General features: G+C 44.2%; 11 protein-coding genes. 3 read left to right on the plus strand and 8 right to left on the minus strand.

Going from position 1 to position 11,964, the window contains the following annotated elements; translation table 11 throughout:
• Nucleotides 1-46: 46 nt before the first annotated feature.
• The 3 genes from MHB85_RS25735 to MHB85_RS25745 all read left to right on the plus strand — a co-directional run bounded on the left by MHB85_RS25735 (nucleotide 47) and on the right by MHB85_RS25745 (nucleotide 2,605).
• A complete protein-coding gene (locus MHB85_RS25735; protein ID WP_017692425.1) occupies nucleotides 47-274 on the plus strand; it encodes a hypothetical protein in 228 nt (75 codons plus the stop codon).
• A gap of 347 nt (nucleotides 275-621) precedes the next feature.
• Nucleotides 622-1,671, plus strand: a complete 1,050-nt coding sequence (locus MHB85_RS25740; RefSeq protein ID WP_091020822.1) for a glycoside hydrolase family 53 protein — start codon at nucleotides 622-624, stop codon at nucleotides 1,669-1,671.
• 478 nt (nucleotides 1,672-2,149) lie between these two features.
• Complete coding sequence (locus MHB85_RS25745; protein ID WP_105601291.1) at nucleotides 2,150-2,605, plus strand: hypothetical protein; 456 nt, start codon at nucleotides 2,150-2,152, stop codon at nucleotides 2,603-2,605.
• Nucleotides 2,606-2,614: 9 nt separating this feature from the next.
• Here MHB85_RS25745 and MHB85_RS25750 read toward each other — a convergent pair whose 3' ends face one another.
• The 8 genes from MHB85_RS25750 to MHB85_RS25785 all read right to left on the minus strand — a co-directional run bounded on the left by MHB85_RS25750 (nucleotide 2,615) and on the right by MHB85_RS25785 (nucleotide 11,898).
• Entirely contained in the window at nucleotides 2,615-2,956 is a 342-nt protein-coding gene (locus tag MHB85_RS25750) for a hypothetical protein (protein ID WP_149846793.1), read from the minus strand.
• Between the two features lie 184 nt (nucleotides 2,957-3,140).
• Entirely contained in the window at nucleotides 3,141-4,019 is an 879-nt protein-coding gene (rarD, locus tag MHB85_RS25755) for an EamA family transporter RarD (RefSeq protein WP_105601294.1), read from the minus strand.
• Between the two features lie 149 nt (nucleotides 4,020-4,168).
• Nucleotides 4,169-4,747 (minus strand): hypothetical protein, encoded by a 579-nt coding sequence (locus MHB85_RS25760; protein ID WP_206759598.1) that lies wholly within the window; start codon nucleotides 4,745-4,747, stop codon nucleotides 4,169-4,171.
• Between the two features lie 133 nt (nucleotides 4,748-4,880).
• Nucleotides 4,881-5,402, minus strand: coding sequence for a hypothetical protein (locus tag MHB85_RS25765; RefSeq protein ID WP_192135889.1), 522 nt, complete (start codon nucleotides 5,400-5,402; stop codon nucleotides 4,881-4,883).
• A 132-nt stretch (nucleotides 5,403-5,534) separates the two neighbouring features.
• The gene (locus MHB85_RS25770) at nucleotides 5,535-5,939 is read right to left on the minus strand and encodes a hypothetical protein (protein WP_146117108.1); all 405 of its coding nucleotides are present in this window, start codon (nucleotides 5,937-5,939) and stop codon (nucleotides 5,535-5,537) included.
• A 255-nt stretch (nucleotides 5,940-6,194) separates the two neighbouring features.
• Complete coding sequence (locus tag MHB85_RS25775; protein ID WP_341073911.1) at nucleotides 6,195-6,836, minus strand: NAD(P)-dependent oxidoreductase; 642 nt, start codon at nucleotides 6,834-6,836, stop codon at nucleotides 6,195-6,197.
• Nucleotides 6,837-7,146: 310 nt separating this feature from the next.
• The gene (locus MHB85_RS25780) at nucleotides 7,147-11,046 is read right to left on the minus strand and encodes a carbohydrate binding domain-containing protein (protein ID WP_341073913.1); all 3,900 of its coding nucleotides are present in this window, start codon (nucleotides 11,044-11,046) and stop codon (nucleotides 7,147-7,149) included.
• A 495-nt stretch (nucleotides 11,047-11,541) separates the two neighbouring features.
• Complete coding sequence (locus MHB85_RS25785; protein WP_036605753.1) at nucleotides 11,542-11,898, minus strand: HesB/IscA family protein; 357 nt, start codon at nucleotides 11,896-11,898, stop codon at nucleotides 11,542-11,544.
• Nucleotides 11,899-11,964 lie beyond the last annotated feature (66 nt).

An 11,964-nucleotide genomic window follows, 5' to 3' on the forward strand; every position in this document is an offset into this window, starting at 1 on the left:
GGTTGCTTGTTCTCATTCCAAATATATTTGATTAAAGGAGTATATAATGAAATCCAACAAACCTAGAACGTTACAAAAAAATATAGAGTTTTTCACGGCTGCACTATCTCAATGTATGGTAAGCGCGTGGCAGGAAGACCCAGCTGGTGTCTATTGCGAGGTCGGCTGTGGCATTGTGGAGCGGATCAGTGAAGACAGTGTACGCATTCGAAACAATGACGGAACAAAGAGCCATTATGCACGAGATATCACGATGTTCCAGACTGAAAAATAATTTTGCTTAAATACGTAAAAAAGACTAGCTTTCCGAAACAAGGTGTTGTATACTCTTGCCACAAGGAAAGGAGGTGCGTCAACATTTCTAATGTCATGTTGAACGTGTCCCTTACCCGATCCACTAGCTCAAACTAAAAGAATCTGGTGGAGGCGCGGGATACGGATCAATGTTTCAAAAAGCGCCACGGGTAGAAAAGCCGTCTTCGGACGGCTTTTTGTTTTCTCATTTTCTGTAGAGAGGTTGAGAAAACACACAAAATATTGGAAATAGACCCTTTAGTAGAGCAAACCAGGATGGCTATAATTAGGATGCAACTCAACCTAAATCCGAGGAGGCATCTTGTAATGTTCAAAAATGTAAGGGGTTTCAAGACATCCATCATGTTGGCTTTTGTTTTGTTATTCACCTCCATCCTGTTGCCCGCAGGTCAGCATGCCAGCGCAGCACCAAGTTTCGCCAAAGGAGCCGACATCAGCTGGGTTCCCGGAATGGAAGCCCAAGGCTACAAATGGAAAGATAAAAACGGGGTACAACGTGACATCATTGATATTTTGAAAAAAGACTATCAAATCAACTCCGTCCGCATTCGGGTATTCGTTAATCCTTCGAATGATTATGGGAACGGTTACATGAATAAGGATCGTGCGGCTACACTCGCACAGCGTGCCAAGAATGCCGGCATGAGTGTAATGCTTACCCTGCACTACAGCGATTCCTGGGCAGACCCTGGTCAACAAACTAAACCTGCTGCCTGGAAAAACTATACGTTCCAACAGCTCATGGATGCGGTATGGAACCACACTCGTGATGTCATGACGGCGATGCAGAGCAAAGGCGTTACCCCGGACTGGGTACAGATCGGGAATGAAACAAGCAACGGCATGTTATGGGAAGATGGCAAAGCATCCACCAACATGAAAAACTATGCGTGGCTGGTGAATACAGGCCATAATGCAGTAAAATCCCTGAGCAGCGGTACCAAAACCATTGTGCATCTCGCAGGTGGAGATGATAACGCCCTCTATGTATGGAATATTGGTGGTTTGATCAATAACGGAGCTAACTTTGACATGATCGCCATGTCCCTCTATCCTTCAGCTTCCGGCTGGAACACCGCTGTGACGAATACGGTAAACAATGCCAAGGATATGATCAACCGTTATGGCAAAGAGATCATCATCTCCGAAATTGGCATGGACAATAACCAAGCTGCAGCTGGAAAAAGTTTTGTTGCCGCGATGAAAAACCAAATCCGCAATTTGCCAAACGGCAAAGGAAAAGGTGTATTCTACTGGGAGCCTCAGGCTACACCAGGATACAATGGCGGCTATGGCAAAGGCGCATGGCAGTCTAATATGATGCCGACGGCGGTCATGGAAGGATTTATTGACTAGAACACGGAGAGGTTAGAAGTTTGGATGGGAGCAGTGGTGGCGTTCCGGTGGCGGATCGTTCTTATGATCGCTGTTATCCCCAGATTTTTATGAATTCCCCTTATAGGGGGAAAATCCGGGGATAAAGGCGAACGCTTCGCTTCTTCAGAATCGATTCCGCCCCCTCCACTACGTTGCTGCTCCTTGAGACACTTCTAAAACCGTGTGTAGTCAAATGGATTAAGTAGTAAGGTAAAACAAGTGCACGAAGGCGCTATTCCTGTGGGAGTAGCGCCTTTTTATGATGAAGTGCGTTTTGAGGTTGCAGCGTGGTGGGCGTTCCTGGATCGGATCGGGCACTTCTCAAGCGTGTCGATCAATCGGGGAGGGGTGCACCACTCGGGCTGGAGACTGATGTTCTTTTGGCTTACATATGAATATAATAAGTTTATTGAGATAACACATAGGATCAACTTCTTATTGGAGCGGGGGAAAATGGATGAGTTTCTTAAAAGGGATAGGTCAATTGGCTGGGGAAGTTACCGGAAAAGTGTTGGGTGGCAGCGTCAGGGTTGTTGGTGAGATCGCAGGTAGCCCCTTTATCAAAGAAATCGGGAACGGTGTAGAGAAAGCTACGATCAATACAGGCAAAACCGTTGGACAACTGGCTAGTGGTACATATGATCTTGCCAGTGGTGCAATTCGAAAAGATGATACTACCATAGACGCGGGGCTTGCTGATATTGGAGGTGCCGTAACCACTACTGCAAAAGGTGTAGCGATATCAGCCAAGTATGTATATAACAGCGGTAAAGATGTTGTTGTGGGCATGAAAGAGGAAGATAAGGACAGAGTCAAGCTGGGTGCCAAGAATCTTTTAGCAGCCGCTGCGGTAACAACACTCGCTGTAGGTGTCATTGATGCAGTTGATGGGCCTGAAGGTATGGATACGTAGGAATCCGAATTAGATCACTAATAACACAACAACTGCAGAAATACAGCCTAGCAGGGCAATAAAAATATGGAGACAACTAAATGAGATTTTTTCAAGTAAAATCCGTTGTCTCTTCTGAATAAAACATGAGTAGATGAACACCGTTATCACAACGGGCAGATATAAATGAAAATCCGGACCATTCATGCTCGGTAATAGTTTATTAATATATCCACCTATCGTCTCGTTGACCATCATGAACCCATATATACTACCGATTATTGCTGAAACTGCAAACTGAAATAGTATCTTAACTACACCCTTCTTTACAAAGAATGGATCACGTTTGCGGTAACCGTTATTAACCATCATATATCTGTCGCCTCCTCGTTTTTCTATTACTCTTTTTGGTTATTACTCCTTTATTTTACCATAACGTTGATCAGCTGCCTTCTTAGTTTTTGTCATTCCATCGTTTCCCCACAAACAAAAAGATGGCCCTGTCCACCTTATTGGCAGACAGGGCAACTATGGTGATACCAGATTAGCTTTATCTTCAGCTTACCTTAGCAAGTCGCGTGGCACGCATCGATGCGGTTGCATATACGATAAGCGCAATCCAGATGAGCGCGAAACCAACGAGCAGAACTGGCGAGACCGTTTCCTTGAATACAAACACACTCAGGATCAGCATGATTGTCGGACCAATATACTGCACAAAACCTAGTGTGGACAATGACATTCGAGCAGCCGCCCGTGCAAAGAACAGCAGTGGCAGCGCCGTCACCACGCCGGAAAGCAGCAGTTCGAAGAACATCGGTGCAGGCAACGTCCATGCCGTTGCTTTTCCCACAATGGCCAAGTAGATCCAGTAGCCGAGTGCGATGGGCAGAACTACAGCTGTTTCCGAAAATAAGCCCACTGAAGCATCTTGCTTGATCTTCTTCTTCGCCAGACCGTACAAGCCAAATGACACGGCCAGCGAGATCGCAACCCATGGGAAACGTCCGTAGTCGATAGCGATGATAAGCACCGCGACACCAGCGATGGCAATCGCGAGCCATTGTCCACGGTTTGGCTTTTCATGAAGGAAGACAACCGCCAGCAGCACATTCAGTAACGGGTTCAAATAATAGCCCAGACTTGTCTCAACCACATGACCGTTGTTAACTGCCCAGATGAAGATCAGCCAATTAATAGCAATTAGCAGTCCACTTGCGGTAAGGGACAGCAGGGTCGAACGACTGGTCAGAATTCGCTTCATGTCACCCCAACGACGTTGGACGGCAACGAAAATTCCCATAAAGACAAATGACCAGACGACCCTGTGCGATAAAATCTCGCCTGCCGGTACATTTTCAAACAACTTCCAATACAGCGGGAGAACCCCCCACATGATATACGCAATGATTGCGTTGATTAATCCACTATTCATAACTGTATCCCCTCTTATTGCTCTGATATCTCAACGGATTATACGCCTCGATCCTCGTTTAAGTAAAGGGGGTAATAGGTCATACAGGAATCCATTCCTAGTTCAAATGACTTTTCTTTGAGCAAAATTCCCCGTTTAGCGCTACCAAATTATACTTTGCGGTTTTTCTTTCTTACTATCATAAAGAGGATAAAAATCGCCGCAAATACGACTATACCTACGATATACAAATCGATGTCTTGCTCAAACATAAACCACATTTTGTGTTCTAAGTTTACTTGTTGTTTGGGTGGATATCCTTCCCCGAATAGTTCAGTTGCTTGATTAATATTGTTCATTTCGATGGTCGAACTGCACGGACTACTGCTTAACTCGCCATTTGCTTCACTAAAGTAGATTAAGTATTTGTTACCTTCCTTGAAATCAAATCCCCAAGTATAGTTCGTTGCGATCATTAGTTGAGAGTCAACTTCAGTATTCCAACTCCTCTCAGCTTCCACTAAAATATATCTAATTTTCTCTTTTGTGCCCGTAAACCCCTTTTGCTTTAAGTCCACCTTTACTTGCTTTACTTCACCATAAACAGCTCCATCATATATTTCTAACTGTTCTTGGGGACCTCCCGATTCAACACATGACAAAGCGTTAGCATTTTGTGCATTTGAGATAAAAAACACGGTAGAGAAACAAAATATTAACGCGAGTATACGAAACTTCAGTTTTCCCACCTTCTTCTCATCATCTTAATTCGTACATCTTTATTGACCTGTCTAACAGGAAAAATGTTGCATTTTTCCTGGCTTTAGGTGGATCAACAAAGAAGCAACCAACCGGACACAGTTGGTTACTCCACTTGGCTTTTTAAGTTTCGTATTTCTTTTTCCATTCTTCACTCCATTTTTGAAAACTTTTTCCCGTTACTTCTTCCAATGTTTTTCCATCCAACGAATATGGTGCTCCATCCATTGCTGCATTTGGGAAGGATGTCCCCCCTATAACTTTGCCTTCACAAAGTATTATTGAAACTTTGGATTTACTATCGTCTAACGTTCCCAGAGGATGGTTTGTTACTGTAAAGCTATACACCGATATTTCCATTCCGAAATACTGTTCGGGTTCTACTTTTTGAACCGCCCATGTCTGTCTATATGGTATCGTTTCCGTTATCCCGTAGAGTAGTTTGTCTTTGCTTAGAGTGTATTTCTGAACTTGACCATCGTACGAAGAAATTTTATAACCTTTTGCCTTAACATATTCTGTCGCAGTCTTTTGATCACCTGTGATCGTGAGTTCATCTGTACCCAACATCGTGACCTCGTTATTGCACCCAGCAATGATAAAAAAAACTAGCCCTAATACAATACGGATAGGTTTAAAATACATCAAGTTCTCCCCCCGCAACGTGAAGTAGTTTATTCATTTTTTTGACGATTAGTTTATTAAAATGGTTTTACTATTCTGCCGTTACATTAACAAAAAAGCTGCCGACCCTTTTGATCAACTGCCGAATGGTGTTCATTTTATTGACGTTCCTCCAACATGAAACACACCAATTACAGTTTCACCATCCTTGTCATACAGTGGAATATCCCACCCGTCTGGTGATCTGCTGTTCTGTATCGCAATAGCTTCTTCAGGTGTTTTTGGTTGCTCGCCATCCATGTCTTTTTTCAGCAGATATCCTTCTGTACCATCCACACCAGTAGCCAGGATTAAATCAGGTTCCGTTTCTGGAGAAGTCGCATATGCGGCAGAACCATATGTCTGTCCATTCTTATTTTTCGGATAAAGAGAAGTGATGTGAATTTGATTCATCGCATTTTTAACGTTTGGATATTGGGATAACCCCGAACCACTCGATACACTAATCATTAAAGCCACAAAGATCAATAGTATAACTCCATTAGAATACATCTTCACAACTGTTCACTCCCTTATACTTTTAGGCTCGCAGAAAATCTGATTAAAAGAAGTAGGCCTTCCATATAATCGCATTTACATCCCATATTTAGAATAATATAACATAAATTCAAAGGAGTAATTGGAAGTGAACGATAATCATCTAACCTGTCTAACTTTATTGCAGAACATCCCTCTTCGATAACATAAAAAAACGGACACCGATCTGTGGAGATCAGCGTCCGTTTGTATGTTCCATATAATAATTTAAAAGTGTTACTTCACTTCGCCAACAACGGTAAAGCGCTCGTTTTTGTGTTGTGGATTCTCGATCTCATCAACCAAAGCAATCGCATAGTCTGCATAGCTGATGTAGCTGTTGCCTTCACTGTTCACGAGAATAACGTCGTTGCCTGCTTGATATTTGCCGGTGCGTACACCTTCTGGATTAAAGAATCCAGCCGGACTCAGGAATGTCCATTGAATACCTGAAGATGCTTGCAGATCCTGCAAGTTTTGGCCTTGGTTCGTTGCAGTTGCTTTATATGCATCAGGGAATCCTGGGGATTCAAAGAGACGCAATGTCTTGGACTCGTCTGTGAACAGGCTTCCTGCTCCACCCACAACGATCAGACGAGTGTTTGGTGCATCTTTCAGGATGTTGATCAACGCTTGTCCTACTTCCACATGCAGGTTTTCTTTACCCGCCGGTGCACCAAATGCATTTACAACCACATCAAAAGTTTTAACATCTTCAGCTGTAAGATCAAATACATCTTTCTCCAGCGTATTCAGGCTTTTATCTTCCAATTTGGATGCATTACGAACGATTGCCGTCACTTTATGCCCTCTGTCTGCTGCTTCTTTCAAAATCACACTTCCCGCTTTGCCTGTTGCACCAATGATTGCAATGTTCATCATGATCTCTCCTTTAAATTATCGATATGGTTTATGTTTGAACTTTATATTGTAACTATAATTGTTACAACTAAACTTGTCAACCGTATTCTCTTCTCTCTTTAAAACCTCGTAAAATGAAAAGATTTGTAGTAGGATTTCTACCTTTTATCGTTCTTCATTCCGAATTAGAAAGGCCCTGTCCATCCATAGATGTACAAGGCCTTCTAACTATAAAATGTATCAGCAATGGGCTAACAATGTAGCCTGACCAGACGGTTCGTTAACCGTCATATTGCTTAGATATTATGCATCCATGAATATTTTTACGTCATGCGATTAGTTGTTCCCTTCTTAAAGACAGTCCATTCGCTCCAGCAGATAGGAAAGCTGATGGGTTCTCAATAAGATTCGTACTCGTTGCATTTCCAGGTATTCCTGGAGTTATAACACCTGAATTGTATGTGCTTACCCCGAGAGGAAAGAGATAGTTCCTTCCCGCATTGTTATCCCATGTACCGCTACCGTTGTTAAATACCGCTTCCAGTCTCGTAGCAGTTCCTACATCAATGGTAATTTTGTTATATCCGGTGAGCTCGGATGCCGGAATGGCAACACCTGGTGGTGTCGTCCAATTACCTCCTGCAGGGCGGTAATGAATATTGGGCTGGGCAAACCCCTGCTTGTAGTAGATGGTTACACTGTTACTTTTCGGAGCATCATCGGTCGTTACGCTTAACTCAGCACTTGCATCCGATTTGTTCTGTGCTGCATCAAAGGCCCTGACTGTATAAACATAACTCGTTGATGCCTTCAGGCTATTATCCGTATATGCAGGTGTCGTACTCGTGCCAATTTTGACACCGTCACGGAACACTTCATACCCGGTTACGCCTACATGGTCGGTCGACGGATTCCAAGCCAATGTTACACGATCAGCCGCTTTTGCAGTCACGGTCAGACCGGTTGGTACGCTTGGGGGTGTTATATCCACGTGAGGTGCTCCTTGTGTAATGACTCCGGAATTATAGGTACTAACCCCTAATGGAAACTGATAATTTTTTCCTCCATTATTATCCCATGTGCCACTACCATTGTTAAACACAGCCTCCAGCCCCGTCGCTGTACCCACATTGACTGTCATCTTGGTGTATCCGGGCAACTCGGCTGCTATCATTTTCACACCCGGAGCAGTCGTCCATGTCCCCCCTGTTGGACGATAGTGAATATACGGGTTCGGATAGCCCAGTTTATAATATATGGTTACCGCATTACCTTCTTTGGTACGTACCGACAGAGCCACACTAGCAGGTGAAACGTTGCCTGCTGCATCTATCGCTTTAACCGTATATACGTATTCTGTTGCCGGTGCAAGGGACTCATCCGTATAGTTTAGTTTGGTTGATTCCCCTACTTTTGAACCGTCTCGATAGATATCATATTTTGCTACTCCATAATTATCCTGGCTGGCTGACCAGTCAATTGTCACAGCGGATGAGGTAGTATTCTGTACAGCTACATTTGCAGGCGCTGTTGGTGGCTCAGTATCTGCTGCCAACGTTTGGATCTGTACAGTTGAACTGGCGGAAGAGACATTATTCGCCTTGTCTCTCGCCTTTATACTATATGCATATGATTCCTTAGGCTCAAGATCGATATCCGTATATTCCGTTGTCAGCGAACTTCCAACTTTGACCCCATCCCGATAAATATCATAGCCCTCTACACCCACATTATCAGTGGATGCTGCCCATTGCAGTGTAATGCTGCGATCTGTCACACGTTTTGCATTGACTTCTGTTGGCACTGAAGGCGGTGTCCGATCGACCACCAGGAACGGATGTGTACCCTGGATTGTTCCATTCGCATCCTCAACAATTTTGCCCGATGTGTCTTTTTTATATTTCCCCATACCCACATATACCGTCTGTATCTCACTGCGCGTAACATTGCCATTCGCATCGACAGCTTCAATATAATAATCGACCAGTTGATCTTGGAAATCGTTGAAATACGTGTAATACATATCCCCGATCTCCTGAGCAGGCACACGCTTAAACATATCTGTGCTGGTTGGCTGCCAGGCCACACCGTTCATATCCGATTTAAGGTCACGTTTCGTCATCGGATATTCTTGCCAGCTACTAACCTTCGTCGGATCGATGTTGGATACCCCTTTGGCCTTGAGCTCAGCAGGATCGTACACACGGAAGGTGTTGTCCTTGGCATCTGCCAGCTTATCCCGATGTGTCCGTACCTTCACCTTAATATCATTCACACCGTTAACATCATAAGCATAGGTATAAATGCCGAACGTATTGTCAAAATAATGAAGTGTCCATCCTTCCGCCTTGCTGACATTAGCGCTTCCAGGATTATATGGATAACGCTGCGGCCACCATATCGATGGTCCGGTACGGTCCTTCGCGAGTTGACTACTTACATAAGGCTTGGAAAAGAAAAGCGACTGATTGAAAGATAACGTCGGCTTTACCCCATCATCCACATTCTCATCATAATAACCAAACCCGGAATCCAGTGCAGGCAGGAGGAAATACCAACTTAGCTCTGCCGGGTTCGCACCTCCCTTATAATTATTAGCAGGATCTCCTTTTACCGGGTAAGCCATCATCCAAGGATTAAGCTGATTGCCCTCATAAGTGATCTCACGGTCTAGTGCCGTCGTTGGCTTCCAATGGTTCGGATTGCTGTCCAGCCAAATCTGTTCAGCTGTCTTGGCATAATTCAGTGCAGCTTGCTCAAGCGCAAAATTACGCTCCAGATAATGGTATCCATATTCAAAAGATACGGTCATCCCTTCCTGTACACCATCCAGATTTTTCTTCGGCTCCAGATTAAGGCCTGTAGCCTTGTTGAACGCTTCAAACTGCCCCTTCCAGATTCCAAATGGAAGACGCCAGTGATACCATGTCGGATCTGATGAGGAGTCCCGCGTATCGATCCATGAACCGTCTTGAACATGAACTACATCGTCGGCTTTTGGTGTGTTAGTCCGCAAGTATTCATTGATACTCTCTCCCTTCACACCCGGCTGGGCATAAGTCACATTTCCTGCATTGCGCCAAGTATCCTCTGATCCTGCACGTCCTGAAGAATTATCCCCATCATGGGCAATCACGAAGAACTGCTTCTGATCAACCATTCCTTCAAAAGGCTTCAGCGCATCTGCCTTGACTGAACCCTGATACCCCTCTTCCCACGACTCTGCCTGGGCCACAGGGATACCAACAATCTTTTTCTCAGCACCAGTTTCAGGATTCACATGACGCACCCAATGAGGCGTAGAAGCAAATGGATATTTGTTATGAACCACCTGTTTCTCATTGAACATGGGAGAAGATACCCACGAACCCACATTGCTCGTATTCTGCAAATCCGCTCGGTTTGGCGGTGACACCATAGTATCTTTGCCCGGATCGTTCAGTAGCGGATAGTCCTGGAGAGTTCGCGAAAAATGATTGTTTCCAATTACGGACCACTCAATGCCAAGTTGGTCCAAGACCGGGATAATCCGTTCCGAGAAACCCAGCTCGGTGGGAAAAAAACCTTTGGACGATTTAAAGCTGTCTCCCAGAAAAAAGGGTTGTGCCAGCACAGCATTCTGGTAGATCAAATCCTTTAGCAAATATTCGTTGCCAGCCAATGGCCCCATGGTATGGTGTCCGGAGAAGTGAATGAGATCCATCGTCCGTTCGCCATTCGTTGTTTTGAGATTATTGTAAGCATTCTTCCATGGCGCACCCCAATCTTTATTGTTGTAACCGTTTACATTATTGGTATACATAAAACTGTTCACATTGTTCAATACCGAACCTGACATGGTTACCTGCATCCCTGCAGCAGGGTGATTGTTCCTCAGGTCACCAGCAACTTGCCATGGCCAGTTCAGATAGGCACCTGTCTTCGCATGGTGACTATAATACGCCACGAGATCATCATGGGGCATAGGCATTCCCCCGGGTAAAAAGTATGGGTATCCTGCCGGAGGGTTATTTTTCAGATCGATGACTTGCCCATCATATGTGTAGCGGATTGGGGACCCCACAGGTGCAGAAGCATACTTGGATGTGTCGTAGTAGGCCCAAAAATTGGGCATATGGTTATGATACACATGAGAAGCCGAAATTTCGGCATAAGCCGCTGTATTTTGGGTAGAAATAATAATCGATAATACCAACAGAAATGCGCCGAGCTTGCGCTTAAGTTCCATGTTCTTCCTCCCTTATTTTCTCCCCTATGGGAAACAAGAATTCTCGTTAATTACCTAAGCTCTCTAACCCTTTTAACGTTTTAGCATGGTCTGACTCAAGACCCTTTCTAATTTGTATCTATACAACTCCTCCTCCTTCCCTCTCCCCTGTTGTTTCGTGTTCTTCTGTGCTGTTCAAATTTAGATGTCTTTTTGTGCAAACGTTTGTACAAAAGGAGGTATCCTAGAGATTTTCTTAGAACAAATGGCTTATGAATCCGCTTTTTTAGCAGGCATACTGTGCTCTTAAATCTGCAAACGTTTGCACAAATAATATACTTTCTATTGGAACAAAATGTCAATACTGAAGAAGCGTAATTTTATACCGTATATATATATCTTGGAATCGGTAAATTAGAGAACTCAGCTACCCTGCCATAATGTCAAAAAAAAAACACAATCCCAAGCGAATGTCCTTCGCTGGAACTGTGCCTTATCATTGCAATCAATTTTATATTAACAATCTTTATCCGGCACACCCGCATCTTCCTTCGTACGGAAAGAAGATCCACAGCCACAAGTCGCTACCGCGTTCGGATTATGGATGGTGAACCCACCCGTCATACCGGACTCTTCAAAATCAATTTCGAGACCATCCAGATACTTCAGGTTTTCCTTCTCGACTACAACCTTCATGCTCTGAATATCCATATACAGGTCCTCATCGGACTCTTTATCGTCAAAGCCCATGGCGTACGAAAATCCGGTGCAACCGCCTGGTGCTACGCCAAGACGCAGGAACATACCAGGTGTCTCTTGCTGTGCAAGCATCTCTTTCAATCTGTCAGCAGCCGTTTCGCTGATGTTAATCATGCCAGGTCACTCTCCTTTTTCATATAAAATCATGTTCAAAAAGGGCGCTTTTCAGTACCAAGAAGA

Source organism: Paenibacillus sp. FSL K6-4396, assembly GCF_038002525.1.
GTDB classification, from domain to species: domain Bacteria; phylum Bacillota; class Bacilli; order Paenibacillales; family Paenibacillaceae; genus Paenibacillus; species Paenibacillus amylolyticus_B.

Excerpts from the sequence above, each read along its gene's own strand:
- MHB85_RS25765 (WP_192135889.1), bottom strand. The coding sequence starts at position 5,402 with ATGTATTTTAAACCTATCCGTATTGTATTAGGGCTAGTTTTTTTTATC.
- MHB85_RS25785 (WP_036605753.1), bottom strand. The coding sequence starts at position 11,898 with ATGATTAACATCAGCGAAACGGCTGCTGACAGATTGAAAGAGATGCTT.
- MHB85_RS25775 (WP_341073911.1), bottom strand. The coding sequence starts at position 6,836 with ATGAACATTGCAATCATTGGTGCAACAGGCAAAGCGGGAAGTGTGATT.
- MHB85_RS25740 (WP_091020822.1), top strand. The coding sequence starts at position 622 with ATGTTCAAAAATGTAAGGGGTTTCAAGACATCCATCATGTTGGCTTTT.
- rarD (WP_105601294.1), bottom strand. The coding sequence starts at position 4,019 with ATGAATAGTGGATTAATCAACGCAATCATTGCGTATATCATGTGGGGG.
- MHB85_RS25750 (WP_149846793.1), bottom strand. The coding sequence starts at position 2,956 with ATGATGGTTAATAACGGTTACCGCAAACGTGATCCATTCTTTGTAAAG.
- MHB85_RS25745 (WP_105601291.1), top strand. The coding sequence starts at position 2,150 with ATGAGTTTCTTAAAAGGGATAGGTCAATTGGCTGGGGAAGTTACCGGA.
- MHB85_RS25780 (WP_341073913.1), bottom strand. The coding sequence starts at position 11,046 with ATGGAACTTAAGCGCAAGCTCGGCGCATTTCTGTTGGTATTATCGATT.
- MHB85_RS25735 (WP_017692425.1), top strand. The coding sequence starts at position 47 with ATGAAATCCAACAAACCTAGAACGTTACAAAAAAATATAGAGTTTTTC.